The following is a 19016-nucleotide window of genomic DNA, read 5'->3' on the forward strand; positions in this document are numbered from 1 at the left end:
AAACACCTCACGGGTGGGTTGATTGGCTGAAGCGGTCGAAGTGCGCGCGTTCGGTCCCGGCCATCCAGACGTTCAGCGACCACAGGTCGGCGACCGGGACATTGGTGAAGGGCAGGTGATGCAGATAGCCGTCGGCGCCGAACTCCGGGGTCAGGGTGCTGACGGCATAGCCGCGGGCCTGCTGGGAACGCCAGATGCTTTCCCAGTGGGCCTGGTGGAAGGCCAGTTCGCGGGCGTATTCCGGGGCGCCGGGGTGTGGCACCTGAGGGCCCTGGTCATAGCCGACCCGGGCCTGGATATGGTGGACGCGTTCGACAAACGGCCCCAGGTCATCGGCCGGATCGTCCAGCAGGCGTTCGCAGGTGACGATCCAGTGGCTGATATCGCTGGTGAAGCGCAGGTCGGGCAGTTGGCGGATCAGTTCGAGGGTCAGCCAGGGGTTGAACAGCGAACGCGAGCGGTGGGTTTCGAAGCAGCAGGTCTGCCCCGATTGGCGAGCCAGGTCCATGGCCGCACCGAAGAATTCCACCTGTTGCGCCAGGGGCCAGCGGTCGTTGCCGGCCAGCACGTTGACGAAGCGCGGCTCCAGTTCGGCGGCCCAGGCCAGTTTCTGTTCGAGATCGCGCAGGTGCTCGGCGGGCGGCGCGGCCTGCTCGGGGAGCACGTCGTAGGCGGTGAAGACCGTGCTGATATAGCCCAGTCGATTGGCCCGCAGGAAGGCGGCGAACTCGGCGCGTTCCCGGGCCTGCAACGGCAGGCGCGCTTCCATGCCGTCGAAGCCGGCGCCCAGCAACTCGTCGAGTGCCTGGGCCTTGCTCGCGGTGTAGCCCCAGAGGGTGCGGAAAATCTCCAGTTTCATCGGTGAACCTCAACCAGACCTTGAGCTGCTCGAAGCACGCCACGGCACAGGGCCAGGGCGGGCGGTTACGGCAGTAGCAAAAGGTTTCGTCGAGCCGGCTCTCTGTGGAGCCGGTCTCACCGCGAGGCGGGGAGGGATCAATCACGCTGGCGTCGATCTTAGACAGCCACGGACGCAGAGAAGAATAGGAAACCTCAAATCCATACTTCAGAGATTCATGAACTATTAGCCGGCTATCTACCGCCTTGGCTTGACGCTGGCAGGCCAGTGATATGCTATCGTTGCGGCATCATTCCTACATAGTTTCAAGAGAATCCCTGCATGAACGTGGCTGTCTGGACGACAGAGCGGTGGTTTGGCTGGAGACAGCTGGGGCTGTCCGCCATGCTCTGTTTGTTCACGCACTTGAGTAGTGCCCAGGACACCGTCGCCCCTGGCGCCGCCGACCAGCGCGCCCAGGCCGTCACCCAGGTGGTGCTCGGCATCCTCAGTTATGCGCGCTGGCCGGTGGAGCCCGCGCAGCTGCGCTTGTGCATCATCGGTCCCACCGAATATACCGACGACCTGGTCAAGGGCACCACCCAGGCCACCGGCCGGTCGGTGCTGGTGCAGCGCCTGCTGGCCGACAACGCCACCGTCGCCAGCGCCTGTGATGCGGTGTATATCGGCAAGCTCACCAGTGACGAACGCAGCCGCCTGTTCAACGCCCTCAACGGCCATGCCGTGCTGAGCATCAGCGAAGGTGGCGATCAATGCACCGTCGGCAGCCTGTTCTGCCTGCGCGTGGCGGACAGCCAGGTGTCGTTCGAGGTCAACCTGGATTCGGTGGCCCGCAGCGGCGTGCGCATTCACCCGAGTGTCCTGCAACTGTCCCGTCGTCGGGCCGCACAGCCATGATCGGTCTGCACAAGCCGGAAGTCCGCCGTAGCCTGCGCTCGGTGCTGGGGCGCGGGCACCTGATGGCGGCGCTGGCGGCGGTCGGGCTGGTCAGCGTGTCCCTGACCTTCCTCGGCGTGCTGGCGCTGCGGGTTTATGCCGATCACAACCTGCACCTGATCGCCCGCTCCATCAGCTACACCGTCGAGGCGGCGGTGGTTTTCAACGACAGCAGCGCGGCGACCGAAGCCCTCGACGTGATCGCCGCCACCGAGGAAGTGGCCGATGCCCAGGTGTTCACCGCCAACGGCCAGCGCCTGGCCCACTGGCAGCGACCGGAGACCGGTCTGATGTCGCAGTTGGAAACGCAATTGGCGCGGTCTCTGCTCGAACAACCCATCGAACTGCCGATCCTGCACCAGGACCGTGAAATCGGCAGCGTGCGCCTGACCGGCCATGGCGGCAGCCTGCTGCGCTTCCTGCTCAGCGGCCTGGCGGGGATCCTGGTCTGCAGCGTGCTGGCCGCCTGGCTGGGCCTGTACCTGGCCCGCCGGTTGTTGCGCGGGATCATCGTACCGCTGCGCAGCCTCGCCGAAGTGGCCCACGCGGCCCGCAGCGAGCGGGCCTTCGATCGTCGCGTGCCGGCGGCGGAGATCGTCGAGCTGGACAACCTCGGCACCGACTTCAATGCCCTGCTCGACGAACTGGAAGCCTGGCAGACCCACATCCAGAGCGAGAACGAATCCCTCGCCCACCAGGCCAGCCACGACAGCCTGACCGGCCTGCCCAACCGGGCGTTTTTCGAGGGCCGCCTGATGCGTGCCCTGCGCAATGGCGCCAAGCAGGGCGAGCGGGTCGGCGTGCTGTTTCTCGACAGCGACCGCTTCAAGCAGATCAACGACAACTTCGGCCATGCCGCGGGCGATGCGGTGCTGATGGCCGTGGCCACGCGGGTGCGGGCGCAGTTGCGCGAGGACGACCTGGTGGCGCGCCTGGGCGGTGACGAGTTCGCCGTGCTGCTGACACCGCTGCACGCGATCGAAGACGCCGAGCGCATCGCCGACAAGATCATCGCCAGCATGGAAATGCCGATTGCCGTGCCCGGTCAGGCCCAGGTCGTGACCTCCCTCAGTATCGGTATCGCCGTCTACCCCGATCATGGCACCACCCCCGGCACCCTGCTCAATGCAGCCGATGCCGCGATGTACCAAGCCAAGCGCCTTTCCCGAGGCGGGCAACACACGGCGGAGTCGGAGCACTCCGCAGCCACTGTTCAGATCAGGAGTTGAACCCTTGTATACCTTTACCCAGCGTTCCCTGCGATTCTTCGGTGTCTTCCTGTTTACGGCGCTGCTGGCCCTGGCCGGCTGCCAGACCGCCCCGCAAAAAGGCCTGAGTCCGGCGCAGATCGCCGTGCTCAAGCAACAGGGGTTCGAACTGACGGACGAGGGCTGGGCCTTCGGCCTGTCGGGCAAGGTGTTGTTCGGCAGTGACCTGGAAGTGCTGAACAAGGAAAGCCACGACATCGTCGAACGCATCGCCAAGGCCCTGCTCGGCGTGGACATCCAGCGGGTGCGGGTCGACGGTCACACCGATGCGTCGGGCAAGGAAGCCTACAACGAACAGCTCTCCGTACGGCGCGCCAACAGCGTGGCGACGGTGCTGGAGCAGACCGGCATGAAGAAGGAAAACATCGAGATCCGTGGCCTGGGCAGCCGCGAGCCGGTGGCCTCCAACAGCACGGCCGCCGGTCGTACGGAGAACCGTAGGGTGTCGATCGTGGTGATTGCCGACTGAGTATCAGGCGCCTGACGATCTGGACACATTATGAAATAACATACGCCGCTCTTTCTCGAGTTGTACCCATGCGGGTATAAGTGATGGCCCTGCCAGGCAGGGGCGTCGACTGAGAGGAAGTTTGAATGGCAACTGTTCAATGGGTCAGTCGGGCAGCTTTGATCCCGTCCGTGTTATGGGACACCTGTTTCAACCATGTCGAAGGTCGCTGGTGGTACGAGGCGCTGGAGGCCAGCGGTCTCGATGACCAGTTTGAATTCGCCTATGCGGTGGTCGAGCGCGACGGCCAGCCCATCGGCCTGGCTCCGACCTTTATCATGGACGTGCCGATGGAACTGGTGGTGCCGCCACTGATCGCCAGGCTGATGCGGGTGATTCCGGCGTTGCGTTACCAGCGCACCCTGTTCGTCGGCTCGCCCTGTTCGGACGAAGGCGCGGTGGGTGTGATGCCCGGTTATTCCCTCGGCGATATCCTGCTGCCGCTGCAAGATGCGCTGACCCGCCGTGGCCATGAGAAAAAGGTCGCGATGACGGTCTGGAAGGACTTCGGCGAAGCCGAGAAGCCGGCGCTCGAAGCCCTCAGCCAGGCTCGCCGGTTGTTTCCCATGGTCAGCTTTCCCGGCACGACGGTCGAGTTGGCGGCGGGCGGTTTCGAGGGTTACCTCAAGGGACTCAAGAGCCGTCATCGTTATCGCCTGAAAAAGAAGCTCAAGGACGGCCTGGCCCACGGCGCCCACGAAGTGCGGGTGCTGCAGCAACCGGACGAGCAGATCCTGGACGCGGTATTCGCGCTGTTCCAGCAGACCTATGAAAAGGGCAAGACCAAGTTCGAGCGCCTGAATATCGAGTTCTTCCGCCAGATCGCCGCCAAGCCCCAGTCCCACTTCATCCTGATGACCGATGCGCACAGCGGCAAGCTGGTGGCATTCATGCTGTGCTTCCTGGTGGGCGACAAGGCCATCAACAAATTCATCGGCATCGACTATGCCGTGGGCATGCAGTCGCACCTGTACTTCCAGCTTTGGGAGCAGGCGGTGAAATGGGCCTGCGGTGTTGGCGCCACCCGCCTGGAAAGCGGCCAGACCGGCTACAGCGCCAAGCGCGAGGTCGGCCATCAACTGGTCCCGCTGGACTGCTACTGCCGGCACCGCAACCCGTTGCTGCACCGCGTATTCGGCGCGGTGGCCAAGGGCATCAACTGGCAGAACCTGGATCCCGACCTGCGGCAGATGGCCGAGGCTGAATAGCACCGCGACCTGTGGGAGCGGGCTTGCCGGCGAAGAGGCCCGGAAGGCTTGCACCCTGTGGGAGCGGGCTTGCCCGCGAAAGCGGCGGTGAGGCTGGCATCGTCATCGCTGGCAAGCCAGCTCCCACAAGGTTCCAGGCTGGGCGATAGACCGTGGCGAACCCCCCTCCTGTGGGAGCGGGCTTGCCCGCGAAAGCGGCGGTGCGGCTGGCATCGTTATCGCTGGCAAGCCAGCTCCTACAAGGTTCCAGGCTGGACGCTAGTCCGTGGCGAACCCCCATCCTGTGGGAGCGGGCTTGCCCGCGAAAGCGGCGGTGCGGCTGGCCTCGTTATCGCCGGCAAGCCAGCTCCTACAGGGTTCGTCACGATCGTTCCCACGCTCCGCGTGGGAATGCAGCCCGTGACGCTCTGCGTCACAAGAGCGGACGCAGAGCGTCCAGTAAGGCATCCCTTTGCCGCGCCTGGGAGCGATCAGCCGTCACCGTAATGGCACCTGTTTCAGGGTGTAAAAGTGGCAGCTATTCGGCAGATCGCTGGACTATAGTTCGGCAGTCATCGACGAATCGGTGACCGGTCTTAGCCGACTGAAACTACTACGAAACGCAGAAGCGCCCTATGATATTGGCGCTTTTTGCTGTCTGGATTTTTGTCATGGCGGCTGTGCGTGGGACACCCTCGGGTGTGCCGGGTTTCGTAATAGTCCCGGTCGGCTAACCCGCGTACAGCTGCCACCTTCGTTTGTTTAGCCGCAGATGTTGGTGACTCCATAACTATTACGGGGTTACACCATGACCAATTTCCGCCCGCTACAAAGCAATCTCACCCAAGTCCCTGTGCTCTACCTCAACCTCGACGCCCCGGTGCGCGATCTCTACGAGCTGGCCGTACAACGCATCAAGGCGGCTCGCGACCTGAGCCACAGCCTGACCTGCATGAGCATCGGCAATACCTGTGACCGTGACCTCTATCACTTTGCCGGCGCGGCCTATCTACTGTTGCAGGACGGTTGTGACGCCCTGGATGCGTTGCAGCGGCGGATCCCCGATCCCCAGCCCGACGCGTTGCGGGCCTGATTGGGTACACCCCAAAACGCTGAAAACGCCACCTGACTTGTAGGGGCCGGGCTTATCGGGACGCCGCACCACCGCGAAGGGACCTTCAGGTCGCTAAAAGCTTCGCGGGCAAGCCCGGCTCCTACAAGGGACCACACCCGCCCTCAATCGTGAAACACCATGCTCCGCGTCTCTCCCATCAGCAGCGCCTGGTTGCGCTCGGTCACTTCGCGGATGTAATCCCACAACAAGGTAATGCGCTTCAACTTGCGCAGGTCCTCCCGGCAGTACATCCAGAATTGCCGGGTGATGTTCACTTCGTCCGGCAGCACCGGCAGCAGGTTCGGGTCCTGGGCTGCGAGAAAGCAGGGCAGGATCGCCAGCGCGCGGCCCTGCTGCGCGGCGACGAACTGGGCGATCACGCTGGTGCTGCGCAGGTTGGCGGTGGCGCTGGGCAGGACATTCGCCAGGTACAGCAGCTCGTTGCTGAAGGCCAGGTCGTCGACATAACTGACAAACCGATGCCGGCCCAGGTCGCTGGCGCGACGGATCGCCGGGTGCTGGTCCAGATACTCGCGGGTCGCGTACAACTGCAGGCGGTAGTCGCAGAGCTTGCAGCAGACATACGGCCCATGCTCCGGGCGCTCCAGGGCAATGACGATATCCGCCTCGCGCTTGGACAGGCTGATGAAGTGTGGCAGCGGCAGGATATCGACGGAGATCGCCGGGTACGCCTCGACGAAATGACTCAACTGCGGGGTGATGAAGAAACTGCCGAAGCCTTCCGTGCAACCCATGCGCACATGCCCGGAAAGCGCTACACCCGAGCCGGAAACCTGCTCGCAGGCCATGTGCAGGGTGCTTTCGATGGACTCGGCGTAGCCCAGCAGGCGCTGGCCTTCGGCGGTCAGGACAAAGCCGTTGGTCCGCGACTTCTCGAACAGCAAGGTGCCGAGCGCTGCCTCCAGCGAACTGATGCGCCGCGACACCGTGGTGTAGTCCACCGCCAGGCGCTTGGCCGCGCTGCTGGCCTTGCGGGTACGAGCGACCTCGAGGAAAAACTTCAGGTCGTCCCAGTTCAATGAACCCAAAGACGTGATGTTTTTTTGCATGTTGGTCCGGTTTTTATGTGCGTTCTTATTAGAAGAATGCACATCTATACTCCAAAAACAGTCCAGTCACCATGCTCGGCGCTGCCTCGCCCGTCTCGGACCCTTGCACCAGGATTCGCCCCTACAATAATTCAGGAGACTTCCATGAACGTTTCTCTCAAGCCCGACGCTACCCTCAAGACCGCCAGGTTGCTGATCGACGGCGAATGGGTCGAATCCAGGACCAGCGAATGGCATGACATCGTCAATCCGGCGACCCAGGAAGTCCTGGCCAAGGTCCCGTTCGCCACCGCCGATGAAGTCGACGCCGCCATCGCCGCCGCGCACCGTGCCTTCCAGACCTGGAAGCTGACCCCGATCGGCGCGCGCATGCGCATCATGCTCAAGCTGCAGGCATTGATCCGCGAACACTCCAAGCGCATCGCCGTGGTCCTCAGCGCCGAGCAGGGCAAGACCATCGCCGACGCCGAGGGCGATATCTTCCGCGGCCTGGAAGTGGTGGAGCACGCCTGTTCCATCGGCACCCTGCAAATGGGCGAGTTCGCCGAGAACGTCGCCGGTGGTGTCGATACCTACACGCTGCGCCAGCCCATCGGCGTCTGCGCCGGGATCACCCCGTTCAACTTCCCGGCGATGATTCCGCTGTGGATGTTCCCGATGGCGATCGCCTGCGGCAACACCTTCGTGCTTAAGCCTTCCGAGCAGGACCCGCTGTCGACGCTGCTGCTGGTGGAGCTGGCGCTGGAAGCCGGGGTTCCGCCGGGCGTGCTGAACGTGGTGCACGGCGGCAAGGACGTGGTGGACGCCTTGTGCACCCACAAGGACATCAAGGCGGTGTCCTTTGTCGGTTCGACCGCGGTCGGCACCCATGTCTATGACCTCGCCGGTCGTCACGGCAAGCGCGTGCAGTCGATGATGGGCGCGAAGAACCATGCGGTGGTGCTGCCCGATGCCAACCGCGAACAGACCCTCAATGCCCTGGTCGGTGCCGGTTTCGGCGCGGCCGGCCAACGCTGCATGGCCACTTCGGTGGTGGTGCTGGTGGGCGCGGCGAAACAATGGCTGCCGGACCTCAAGGCCCTGGCGCAGAAACTCAAGGTCAACGCCGGCAGCGAGCCGGGCACCGATGTCGGCCCGCTGATTTCCAAGCGGGCGAAAGAGCGTGTGCTGGGTCTGATCGAAAGCGGCATCAAGGAGGGCGCCAAGCTTGAGCTGGACGGTCGCGACATCCAGGTGCCGGGCTTCGAGCATGGCAACTTCGTCGGCCCGACCCTGTTCTCCGGGGTGACCACCGACATGCAGATCTACACCCAGGAAATCTTCGGCCCGGTGCTGGTGGTGCTGGAAGTCGACACCCTCGACGAGGCGATTGCCTTGGTCAACGCCAACCCGTTCGGCAACGGCACCGGCCTGTTCACCCAGAGCGGCGCGTCGGCGCGCAAGTTCCAGAGTGAAATCGACATCGGCCAGGTGGGCATCAACATCCCGATCCCGGTGCCGGTACCGTTCTTCAGCTTCACCGGTTCGCGCGGTTCCAAGCTCGGCGACCTCGGCCCGTACGGCAAGCAGGTGGTGCAGTTCTACACTCAGACCAAGACCGTCACCAGTCGCTGGTTCGACGATGACAGCGTCAATCACGGTGTGAACACCACCATCAATCTGCGCTGAGGGAGGAACGGGCCATGAAGATCGCATTTATCGGACTGGGCAACATGGGCGCGCCGATGGCGCGCAACCTGATCAAGGCTGGGCACAGCCTGAATCTGTTCGACCTGAACAAGACCGTGCTGGAAGAGCTGGCGGCCCTCGGCGGGACCATCAGCGGCTCGCCGAAAGCCGCGGCCCAGGGCAGCGAGCTGGTGATCACCATGCTGCCGGCCGCCGCCCATGTGCGCAGTGTCTGGCTGGGCGAGGACGGCGTCCTGGCGGGTATCGCCAGCGGCGTACCGGCGGTGGATTGCAGCACCATCGATCCGCAGACCGCCAAGGATGTCGCGGCCGCCGCAGCGAAACAGGGCGTGGCCATGGCCGATGCGCCGGTGTCCGGCGGTACCGGCGGTGCCGCGGCCGGGACCCTGACCTTCATGGTCGGCGCCTCCGCCGAACTGTTCGCCACCCTGCAGCCGGTGCTGGCGCAGATGGGCCGCAATATCGTCCATTGCGGCGAAGTCGGCACCGGGCAGATCGCCAAGATCTGCAACAACCTGCTGTTGGGCATTTCCATGGTCGGGGTCAGCGAAGCGATGGCCCTCGGTGCGGCGCTGGGAATCGACACCCAGGTGCTGGCCGGCGTGATCAATAGCTCCACCGGGCGTTGCTGGAGTTCCGACACCTACAATCCGTGGCCGGGGATCATCGAGACGGCGCCGGCTTCCCGGGGTTATACCGGTGGTTTCGGTGCCGAGCTGATGCTCAAGGACCTCGGCCTGGCCACCGAGGCCGCGCGCCAGGCCCACCAGCCGGTGGTGCTCGGCGCCGTGGCGCAGCAGCTTTACCAGGCCATGAGCCTGCGCGGCGAAGGCGGCAAGGACTTCTCGGCGATCATCAACAGCTATCGCAAACCCGAATAAGGGTTTTTTCCGGGGGCTCGCGTCGGGCGGGCCCCCGGTTTTTTCCGTGCATGGAATAAACGTCGCGTTCAAACGTTAACTGCTCAACACCCGACACTAAAGAGCACGTCATGCACTATCACTTCCGCTTGGCCGCCGATCAGGATGTCGACACCCTGGTCTGCCTGATCAATGCTGCGTATCGCCCCGGCGCCGACCTCAGCGGCTGGACCCACGAGGGCGCCATCCTCGACGGGCCGCGCATCGACGCCGGGCAACTGCGCGAATCCCTCGCCACCCCGGGCGTGGTCCTGCTGGTGATGGAAATCGACGATGTGCTCACCGCCTGTGTCGAGGTCCGGCACCAGGGCGACGATGCCTATATCGGCACCCTCGCCGTATTGCCCGGACAGCAGAACAGCGGCATCGGCAAGATGATGCTGGGCGCGGCCGAGGCCTATGCCATCGAACAGCTCAAGGCCACGCGGCTGGTGATGAGCGTGCTGTCGGGGCGCGTGGAACTGATCAATTTCTATGTGCGACGCGGTTATGTGCGCAGCGGCAAGCTACAGGATTTTCCGCTGGACGCCGGAGTCGGCGTGCCGAAAGTGTCTAGACTGGTCCTGGAGACGCTCTACAAGACGGTGCCGCAAACCGCAGACGCGTGAATGTGCCGTGCCGCCAGGCAGCGGTATTGACCTGCCCCGAGACTCGATGTGGCCCCGTCCATGGATAAACCCGTACTGCCGTTCTCCTATGAACAACTGGACCATTGGGTTGCGTCGTTGCGCTCCCGGCTGGTCGACGAGGCCTTTGCCTGTGTGGTCGGCATCCTGCGTGGCGGGGCGCCGCTGGCGCTGATGGTGTCGCATACCACCGGGCTGGCACCGGCCTTCCTGCGCTATGAGCGTGGCAGTCGCACCGTCACCTGGGATTCGTCATTGCCGATGCCCGCGCCGGGCAGCAAGGTGCTGTTGTGCGAGGACATCGCCGGTGCCGGGCACACCCTCGCCGACTGTATCGAGTTCCTGCAAGGCCATGGCCTGACCCTGAAAACCATGACAGCGGGCTTCGACGACCTCAGCCGGATCCGTCCCGACTACAGCATCGATGGCCGGGGCGCCTTCCTGCTCTTTCCCTGGGAGCGCCATTCCCATACCGCCGAATACCGCGCCCGCTGGCAGGCCACCGGCGGCGGCCTGACCGGGCCGGTGGGTGAAGATCACGAATACGAAACCTACGGCATCGACCTCGATGGCATCCTGTTGCCCGATATCGCCCCGGAGCGTTATGCCGCCGACCTGCGCCGGGCGTTGCGCGAGCGAGACCGCCTGGACCCCTTCGAGCGCCCGTCCTGGCTGGCCTTGTCACGGGTCAGGGCGATCATCACCGGGCGTCCGGAAATGGATCGCGAGCGCACCCGGCATTGGCTCGACCTTCACGGTTACGCCGGAATCACGCTGCTGATGCGCGATATCGCCACCTACGACGACAGCCCGGAACAGGTGGCTGCCCACAAGGCCGCGGCGGCATTGCAGCAGGGCTGCACGCATTTTGTCGAAAGCGATGCGCAGCAGGCGATCCTGATTTCGACGCGCCTGCCGCTGCTGCGGGTGATCTGGTGGGATGCCCTGGTGCGCAGGGGGCGATTGATCGGTGCCCATGACTGGAGCCACGTCCCGCAGCGACAGGAAGACGCGCAACTGGCGTGAGAGAGGGGCGCCCCGGCGGGCAATGACGAGTAGAATTGCTGCCTGGAATCGGTTTCGAGGTAGTGGTGGTGGATCTACAGCAGGGTTTTGTCCTGACCCGGCATTGGCGCGACACCCCTGCGGGGACGCAGGTCGAATTCTGGCTGGCCACCGATGACGGCCCGCGCCATGTTCGCCTGCCACCGCAACCCTCGGTCGCGTTTATCCCCGCCGCCCAGCGCGAGCGCGCCGAAAACCTGTTGCGCAACGAGCGTGGCGTCGAGCTGCGACCGCTGGAACTGCTGGATTTTCATCACCGCCCGGTGCTCGGCGTCTACTGCCAGCAGCACCGGCAGTTGATAAATATCGAGAAACTGCTGCGCTCGGCCGGCGTGGATGTCTACGAAGCCGATATTCGTCCGCCCGAGCGTTACCTGATGGAGCGCTTTATCACCGCGCCGGTGCAGTTCGGCGGCACGGCGAACGGCGATGGGCCGCTGCTCGACGCGCAGATGAAGCCGGCGCCGGACTATCGGCCACGGCTGCGGCTGGTATCCCTGGATATCGAGACCACCATGCAGGGCGAGTTGTATTCCATCGCCCTGGAAGGTTGCGGCGAACGCCAGGTGTACATGCTCGGGCCGGAAAACGGCGAAGCCGGCGAGCTGGATTTCAAGCTCGACTATCGCCAGAGCCGTGGCGAACTGCTCGAAGCCCTCAACGGCTGGTTGGTCCGCCACGACCCCGATGCGATCATCGGCTGGAACCTGGTGCAGTTCGACCTGCGGGTCCTGCATGAACATGCCCAGCGCCTCAAGGTGCCGCTGCGCCTGGGGCGCGGCGGCGATGTCATGGGCTGGCGCGATAACGGTGCGCGCAACACCCACTATTTCGCGGCCGCCGCCGGGCGCCTGATCATCGACGGTATCGAGGCCCTGCGTTCGGCGACCTGGAGCTTTGCGTCGTTCAGCCTCGAATACGTGGCGCAGAACCTGCTGGGCGAGGGCAAGGCGATCGACAACCCCTACCAGCGCATGGACGAGATCGACCGCATGTTCGCCGAGGACAAGCCCGCCCTGGCGCGCTACAACCTCAAGGACTGCGAGCTGGTGACGCGGATCTTCGACAAGACCCAGTTACTCACCTTCCTGCTCGAACGCGCCACCGTCACCGGCCTGCCGACCGACCGCAGCGGCGGCTCGGTGGCGGCCTTCACTCACCTGTACCTGCCGCTGATGCATCGCCAGGGGTTCGTCGCGCCCAATCTCGGCGAGCGCACGCCCGAAGCCAGCCCCGGCGGCTTTGTCATGGATTCTCGCCCGGGGCTGTACGAGTCGGTACTGGTGCTGGACTACAAGAGCCTCTATCCATCGATCATCCGCACCTTCCTGATCGACCCGGTGGGCCTGATCGAGGGCCTCAGGCATCCCGATGACAGTGAGTCGGTGGCGGGTTTTCGCGGCGCGCGATTTTCCCGCACGCGGCATTGCCTGCCGGCGATTGTCGAGACGGTCTGGCAGGGGCGCGAGGCGGCCAAGCGCGAGCACAATGCGCCGCTGTCCCAGGCGCTGAAGATCATCATGAACGCTTTCTACGGGGTGCTCGGTTCCAGCGGTTGCCGTTTCTTCGATACCCGGCTGGCGTCGTCGATCACCTTGCGCGGCCACGAGATCATGCGCCGCACCCGGCAACTGATCGAGGCCCAGGGCTACACGGTGATCTATGGCGACACCGACTCGACCTTCGTCTGGCTCAAGCGCGCCCATGACCAGGAAGAGGCCGCGCGGATCGGCCGCGCGCTGGTGGCCGGGGTCAATGACTGGTGGCGCGAGCATCTGCATCAGGAGCATGGCCTGACCAGTGCCCTGGAGTTGCAGTTCGAAACCCACTTCAGCCGTTTCCTGATGCCGACCATTCGTGGTGCCGAGGAGGGCAGCAAGAAGCGCTATGCCGGGTTGGTCACGCGGGCCGACGGCAGCGAGGAAATGGTCTACAAGGGGCTGGAAACCGTGCGCAGCGACTGGTCGCCGCTGGCCCAGGAGTTCCAGCAGGAACTGTATCTGCGCATCTTCAATCGCCAGCCCTACCAGGACTATGTGCGCGACTATGTGCGACGCACCCTGGCGGGCGAACTGGACCCGCTGCTGGTATACCGCAAGCGCCTGCGCCGGCAACTGGGCGACTATCAGCGCAATGTCCCGCCCCATGTGCGGGCGGCGCGGCTGGCCGATGAGTACAACGATGCCCAGGGGCGTCCACGGCAATACCAGAGCGGTGGCTGGATCAGCTACGTGATCAGCCTGGCCGGGCCGGAACCGCTGGAGGTCCGGCGCGCGCCGATCGACTACGACCACTACATCACCCGGCAATTGCAGCCGGTGGCGGATGCGATCCTGCCGTTCGTGCAGGACGATTTCAGCACCCTGATCGGCGGCCAGCTCGGGTTGTTCTGACGGGCCCTCGATCAAGGTGATGATCGTGTATTGCAATGTATCTGGCCCCGTCCGCGATACGTGCTGACTTCCGCGACCCGGCTGGCGAACACATTCGAGATACCTCAAGGGCGTTCAATAGGTTCCAGGGAGACAGACCGCTCTGCCTCCAGCCCATCGAATCGAATCTTGAGGAAATCATCATGAAACTGAAAGCCTTCATTGCCACCGGCCTGTTCGGCGCCCTGAGCGTTCTCGCCGTGATCGCGCCGGTCCAGGCTGCCAGCCAATCCGCCAGCGCCAAGCCGGATATCCAGCGGGTACTGTCGGTGGTGACCGACGCCACGGGTGGCTGCGGCGTGGTCAACGCCCACATGACCTACGTGGACTCCCACGGCGAGCAGCACACCCTCGACTACGGCAAGTTCGCCAACAACTGCAACCTGGGCAGCTGATCCCTTGGTGATCACGTTTGTGCCCGACCTCCCTCTCGCCTGAAACCGTGCCGTACCCCGCTCGGTTCCAGGCTCGCCTCTGTCCGGTGACGCCATGCTGCTTATCGCTTTTCTGGGCGGGATACTGACGGTCCTCAGCCCTTGTATCCTGCCGGTTGTACCTTTTCTCTTCGCCCGCGCGGACCGCTCGCGCGCGTCGGTCGTGCTGACGCTGGTCGGCATGGTGCTGACCTTCGCGCTGGTTTCCAGCCTGGCCGTGGTCAGCAGCGAATGGGTGATCCAGGCCAACAATGCCGGACGCCAACTGGCCCTGGTGGTGATGGTGCTGTTCGCCCTGTCGCTGATTTCCGCCCGCGCCGGTGCCTGGCTGTCACGGCCATTCGTCATGCTGGGCAATTGCATCGACCCGGCGGCCCGCCAGTTGTCCGGCCCCTTGGCTTCGCTGCTGGTGGGGGTGGCCACGGGATTGCTGTGGGCGCCATGTGCCGGCCCGATCCTGGGCGTCATTCTTACCAGCGCGATGCTGCAAGGCGCCAATGCGCAGACCAGCCTGTTGCTGCTGGCCTATGGATTGGGCAGTGCGCTGTCCCTGGGCACGCTGATTTTCGCCGGTCGCGGGCTGGTCAACCGGCTTCGCCCGTCGATTCCGGTGACCGGCTGGTTGCGGCGTGGCGCCGGTGTGGCGGTGCTGTTGTCGGCGCTGGTGATTTCCACCGGCGCGGATAACACGCTGCTGGCCGGCACCTCGTCCCAGGGCGCCGCCGCGGTGGAGCAGAACCTGCTGAAGCAGATTCCCCGGGCCATCGACTATGTGATCAGCAAGGCCAATGCCGCCACGGCGGTCGACCTGGAGCCCAAGGGCGCCATGCCGTCGCTGGCGGGTGCGGTGGAATGGTTGAACTCGCCGCCGCTGGATCGCGAGTCCCTGCGCGGCAAGGTGGTGCTGGTGGACTTCTGGACCTTCGACTGCATCAACTGCCTGCATACCCTGCCGTATGTGAACAGCTGGGCGAAGAAGTACGAGAAGGACGGACTGGTGGTGATCGGCGTGCATACGCCCGAGTACGCCTTCGAGAAGATCCTCGGCAATGTGCGCCAGCAGGTGATGAAGCTCGGTATCGGTTACCCGGTGGCCATCGACAACGACTACAGGATCTGGCGTGCTTTCGACAACCAGTACTGGCCGGCCCATTACCTGATCGATGCCAAGGGGCAGGTGCGCTACAGCCATTTCGGCGAGGGTCGTTATGACGAACAGGAGCAAGTGATCCAGACCTTGCTGCAGGAAGCCAAGGGCGTTGTGCCAGCGGGTAACGCCGGCTGAGATTCAAGTCCGGGCCACCCAGGCCGCAAAACCCCTGGCCGGGTTTTGCGGCTTTTTCGTGGGCGCCGGATTGCCGGCAATGGCGTGTGATCGATCGTTCCCGCGCTTTGCGTGGGAATGCCCCTCTGGACGCTCTGCGTCCGCTCTTGTGACGCGGAGCGTCACGGGCTGCATTCCCACGGGGACCGTGGGAACGATCACGGTGTGTTCCGGCTTGAGGGCGTGTCTTTCGGTCGGCCATGAAAAAGCCCCGGTACTGATCGTTCCCACGCTCTGCGTGGGAATGCCTCTCTGGACGCTCTGCGTCCGCTCTTGTGACGCAGAGCGTCACGGGCTGCATTCCCACGGGGACCGTGGGAACGATCACTGTGTGTTCCGGCTTGAGGGTGTGTCTTTCGGTCGGCCATGAAAAAGCCCCGGTCGGATGAGCGGGGCTTTTTCTCGAGGAACCGTTCAGCGCGTTGCAGGCTTCAGACACGGCGATCAGCGTGATGATCGGCATCGCCGGCAGCCAGGCGACGTTCCAGCAAACGATCGGAACCGCCTTCGGCGACACGACGCTCCAGCAAACGATCGGAACCGCCTTCGGCGACACGGCGCTCCAGCAAGCGATCGGAGCCACCTTCCGCCAGTTGCTGCTGGTTGACGTGGCTGAATTCGACGGCCGGGACATTGGCCGAAGCGACATTGGACAGGCCGAGGCCGCCGGCCAGTGCCAGGGCGAGGGTCAGGGAAACGGTCGGGAACTTGAACATGGGGTGAGACTCCTGCGTTGTGGGTAAGACTCACGGGGTATGAGTCGAGGGCCTGGATCGGCGTTGCCGATCGACAGGCCCATTTCAACGCGGGGGTGTATCCGCCGTGTGTCGCCGGCGGACGACAACGTGCCTCAGTGTATGGCGGGGGACTGCGTACACAGTCTGATACGTGGCTCAGATCGAGAAGCGTGCCACCAGCCCGTGCATGTCCGCCGCCAGGCGCGACAGCTCGGCACTCGCCACCGAAGTCTGCTGGGCACCGCTGGCGCTGTGCATCGACAGGTCGCGGATACTGCTCAGGTTGCGGTCCACGGTGCGCGCCACTTCGGCCTGTTCTTCGGAACCGGCGGCAATGCGCAGGTTCATGTCGTTGATCTGGCCGATGGCGCCGGCGATCTCCGTCAGGGCCGCGCCGGCCTCATGGGCGATGCGCAAGGTGTCGCGGGCTTCCTCGCAACTGTCCTGCATGGCCCGGGTCACCTGCTCGGTGCCCTGGCGGATACGCTCGATGATCTGGGCGATTTCCCCGGTCGATTGCTGCGTGCGCCCGGCCAGGGCACGGACCTCATCGGCCACCACGGCAAAGCCGCGACCCTGTTCGCCGGCCCGCGCCGCCTCGATGGCGGCGTTCAGGGCCAGCAGGTTGGTCTGCTCGGCGATGGTGCGAATCACCTCCAGGACCTGGCTGATGTCCTGGGATTGGGTCGCCAGCTGCTGCACATCGCTGCTGGTGTTCTGCACCGTCGAGCTGAGTTTCTCGATGGCGACGACGGTGTGCATGACCCGGTCCGCACCGGTCTGGCTCGACTCGCCGGAGGAGCGCGCCGCCGTCGATGCCGAGGCGGCATTGCGCGCCACGTCGTTGACCGCCACGGTCATCTGGTTCACCGCCGTGGCCGCCTGTTCGATCTCCTGGTTCTGCCGTTGCAGGCCGCGACTGGATTCGCCCGTCACCGCGCTCATTTCTTCCGCGGCCGAGGCCAGTTGGGTCGACGAGTCGCCGATCAGGCGGATCGTGTCGCGCAGGTTGCCCTGCATGGTCCGCGCCGATTGCAGCAGGGCCGAGAGTTCGTCCTTGCCTTCGATGACGATCTCGCTGCGCAGGTCGCCGCGGGCAATGGTGTCGTTGATCGACAGGGCGTATTTCAACGGCACGGTGATGCTGCGGGTGAAGCGGTACGCCAGGGCCAGGGTGGCCAGCGAGGCGAAGATGATCATGGCAATGGTGAAGTCGAGGCTGACGTTGTAGGTGTGCGCCGAGTCGAGCCCGGACTGCCTGGCCTTGTCGATATTCAACTGCACCAGCTGGTCGATGGCCTGCTGCATCAGCTTGTTCAGGGGGACCTGCTCATCCAGCAGCAATGCGCCTTCGGCGTACTGCCCCTTCTGGCTGAAATCGATGCAACTGTCGGCCAACCGGGTCAGGCGCTGGATGCCGTCGCTGACCACCTTGAACAACTGCTGCTCGTGCTCGTCGCTGATATAGGCGCTGTAGTCCTGCAACTGGCCGAGGAGGGTGGTGCGAAACGCGCGGATATTCTCGATGGTGGCGTCCCGGGTCGACGCATTGGACTGGGCGATCAGCCGGCGGCTTTCCAGCAGCAGCTTCAAGGCGGTCGAGTTGACCCGGTCGGCGGCGATGACGCTGGCCATCGAGCGTTCCTCGAGCTGGGCCGCCAGGGTGCGGATGGCGCTCATGTTCCACAGGGAAACCAGGCCCAGCACGATCAACAGCGAAGTAATGACAGCGAAACTCAGGGCAGAACGTACGGGGATCTTCAGATTCCTCAACAGCATGACAACCGGCTCCTGGATTCCGCCAAGTGAAAGTGGGTGTTACGAAAGGCTTCGATGATGGCACGAGAGCTTTGCCGTTTCAGAGCGGTGTTCATTGAATTAACTAATGCCTTCCATAGTTTTTCCCGTGGTTTTGCCGGGGGCGCGAGGCCCAGTAGCCGGGGCTGACAGCCTGCCCATGTCCCCCATAAAGGGGGCAGTGGCGGCCATGCCCAGCGGATGCCCGTCAATGTTCATTGGTTGTTCTCCGGGCATCACGGGCGTACCGTGGCGCAGACCGCATAAGGGGGCCTGCCTGGGTGGTGGTGGCTTCGCCGATGAAAAAAAACGGCTCGTTCGCAGGTGAGTGGTTCGCCGGGCGAAATGAGTTCCATGAAAAATCATCATTGCACTTGCGGTATCGATCACATGACATCTCTAGTGCTGGCACTCTAAAGTTTGTAATGCCAGTGCTTTGACATTGCCGGGGCTTTCAGGAGTATTTTGTCCATTGCCCGGTATTTGAACTTCAGTGTTCGAAAACGGGGCAGGGGAGAATAACTCGCACTGGCATCTGTCGATGTAAGATTACGGTTGACAGGCATAAGTACGAATGTATTCTTTCGCCCACTACCGGGAACCACTCTGCTTTGCCGGCCTCAGTTATCGTGGGATGCCGATCTTTATCGGTCAATGGAGCGTGAATGATAAGGTGGCCTTTCAAACGTTTGTACGAATCGTTCAAAGAAGATATTTCAGGTTTTTTGTGCGCGTGCTCTTATTTTAATGCCCTGTTAATAGCGCCGGTTTCCGAATAGTGTTAACGGAAAAACGAACTTGCTGAATATCAGTACTCGTCGGTTCTGTTTCAAGTATAGGGCAATCATGTTGTCTTAAATAAGCGGCTTGCCAATTTTTGGGCACGCTAAGCCTGTCCTGATGTTTTTTTGGCGTTGTGGAAAATAAAAACATAATGGATTTTTCTGCTCGGTAAGTTGTTCCGAGTGCGGGGTTCTGTTCGCAACAGCTGCCGGTGCGATGCAAATGTCACCAGGTGGTTACAAAGGAAGCGACGGCCTCGCCTGGCGG

The 19016-nt window shown here is 63.6% G+C and carries 16 protein-coding genes; 12 read left to right on the plus strand and 4 right to left on the minus strand.

Going from position 1 to position 19016, the window contains the following annotated elements; genetic code table 11:
• Nucleotides 1–7: 7 nt before the first annotated feature.
• Nucleotides 8–859 carry a sugar phosphate isomerase/epimerase family protein gene (locus HX881_RS23565; RefSeq protein WP_017126679.1) on the minus strand — a complete coding sequence of 284 codons (852 nt, stop codon included), beginning with the start codon at nt 857–859 and terminating at the stop codon, nt 8–10.
• Nucleotides 860–1180: 321 nt separating this feature from the next.
• On the opposite strand from HX881_RS23565, the gene yfiR reads away from it, so the two are divergent.
• From yfiR to HX881_RS23590, 5 genes are all read left to right on the plus strand, one after another.
• Nucleotides 1181–1756: a regulatory sequestration protein YfiR gene (gene yfiR, locus HX881_RS23570; protein ID WP_177086917.1), complete on the plus strand. Its 576-nt coding sequence runs from the start codon at nt 1181–1183 to the stop codon at nt 1754–1756.
• Nucleotides 1753–3024, plus strand: a complete 1272-nt coding sequence (gene dgcN / locus HX881_RS23575; RefSeq protein ID WP_017126681.1) for a diguanylate cyclase DgcN/YfiN — start codon at nt 1753–1755, stop codon at nt 3022–3024. The genes yfiR and dgcN overlap by 4 nt, the downstream gene beginning before the upstream one ends.
• Before the next feature lie 4 nt (nt 3025–3028).
• Nucleotides 3029–3532: an outer membrane lipoprotein YfiB gene (yfiB, locus tag HX881_RS23580; protein ID WP_017126682.1), complete on the plus strand. Its 504-nt coding sequence runs from the start codon at nt 3029–3031 to the stop codon at nt 3530–3532.
• A 125-nt stretch (nt 3533–3657) separates the two neighbouring features.
• Nucleotides 3658–4779, plus strand: coding sequence for a GNAT family N-acetyltransferase (locus HX881_RS23585; protein WP_177086919.1), 1122 nt, complete (start codon nt 3658–3660; stop codon nt 4777–4779).
• Nucleotides 4780–5566: 787 nt separating this feature from the next.
• Nucleotides 5567–5851 (plus strand): hypothetical protein, encoded by a 285-nt coding sequence (locus HX881_RS23590; RefSeq protein WP_017126684.1) that lies wholly within the window; start codon nt 5567–5569, stop codon nt 5849–5851.
• A gap of 143 nt (nt 5852–5994) precedes the next feature.
• On the opposite strand, the gene HX881_RS23595 is transcribed toward HX881_RS23590, so the two are convergent.
• The gene (locus tag HX881_RS23595) at nt 5995–6942 is read right to left on the minus strand and encodes a LysR family transcriptional regulator (RefSeq protein ID WP_017126687.1); all 948 of its coding nucleotides are present in this window, start codon (nt 6940–6942) and stop codon (nt 5995–5997) included.
• Between the two features lie 144 nt (nt 6943–7086).
• Between HX881_RS23595 and HX881_RS23600 the strand changes: the two genes are divergently transcribed.
• The 7 genes from HX881_RS23600 (at nt 7087) to HX881_RS23630 (ending at nt 15393) form a co-directional block, all read left to right on the plus strand.
• Nucleotides 7087–8610, plus strand: a complete 1524-nt coding sequence (locus HX881_RS23600; RefSeq protein ID WP_017126688.1) for a CoA-acylating methylmalonate-semialdehyde dehydrogenase — start codon at nt 7087–7089, stop codon at nt 8608–8610.
• A gap of 14 nt (nt 8611–8624) precedes the next feature.
• Nucleotides 8625–9512 (plus strand): 3-hydroxyisobutyrate dehydrogenase, encoded by an 888-nt coding sequence (gene mmsB / locus HX881_RS23605; RefSeq protein ID WP_177086921.1) that lies wholly within the window; start codon nt 8625–8627, stop codon nt 9510–9512.
• Between the two features lie 110 nt (nt 9513–9622).
• Nucleotides 9623–10159: a GNAT family N-acetyltransferase gene (locus HX881_RS23610; RefSeq protein ID WP_017126690.1), complete on the plus strand. Its 537-nt coding sequence runs from the start codon at nt 9623–9625 to the stop codon at nt 10157–10159.
• 60 nt (nt 10160–10219) lie between these two features.
• Entirely contained in the window at nt 10220–11203 is a 984-nt protein-coding gene (locus HX881_RS23615; protein WP_177086923.1) for a phosphoribosyltransferase, read from the plus strand.
• Between the two features lie 68 nt (nt 11204–11271).
• Nucleotides 11272–13635 (plus strand): DNA polymerase II, encoded by a 2364-nt coding sequence (locus tag HX881_RS23620; RefSeq protein WP_177087001.1) that lies wholly within the window; start codon nt 11272–11274, stop codon nt 13633–13635.
• A gap of 182 nt (nt 13636–13817) precedes the next feature.
• Nucleotides 13818–14069, plus strand: coding sequence for a DUF2790 domain-containing protein (locus HX881_RS23625; RefSeq protein ID WP_177086925.1), 252 nt, complete (start codon nt 13818–13820; stop codon nt 14067–14069).
• A gap of 94 nt (nt 14070–14163) precedes the next feature.
• Nucleotides 14164–15393 (plus strand): cytochrome c biogenesis protein DipZ, encoded by a 1230-nt coding sequence (locus HX881_RS23630; protein ID WP_177086927.1) that lies wholly within the window; start codon nt 14164–14166, stop codon nt 15391–15393.
• Nucleotides 15394–15863: 470 nt separating this feature from the next.
• Here HX881_RS23630 and HX881_RS23635 read toward each other — a convergent pair whose 3' ends face one another.
• Together HX881_RS23635 and HX881_RS23640 are read right to left on the minus strand one after the other, a co-directional pair.
• Complete coding sequence (locus tag HX881_RS23635; RefSeq protein ID WP_177086929.1) at nt 15864–16148, minus strand: phage infection protein; 285 nt, start codon at nt 16146–16148, stop codon at nt 15864–15866.
• Between the two features lie 177 nt (nt 16149–16325).
• On the minus strand, nt 16326–17948 hold the full coding sequence (locus HX881_RS23640) for a methyl-accepting chemotaxis protein (protein ID WP_246356567.1): 1623 nt from the start codon (nt 17946–17948) through the stop codon (nt 16326–16328).
• Between the last annotated feature and the right edge of the window lie 1068 nt (nt 17949–19016).

This window comes from Pseudomonas gingeri, assembly GCF_013386115.1.
Taxonomy (GTDB): domain Bacteria; phylum Pseudomonadota; class Gammaproteobacteria; order Pseudomonadales; family Pseudomonadaceae; genus Aquipseudomonas; species Aquipseudomonas gingeri.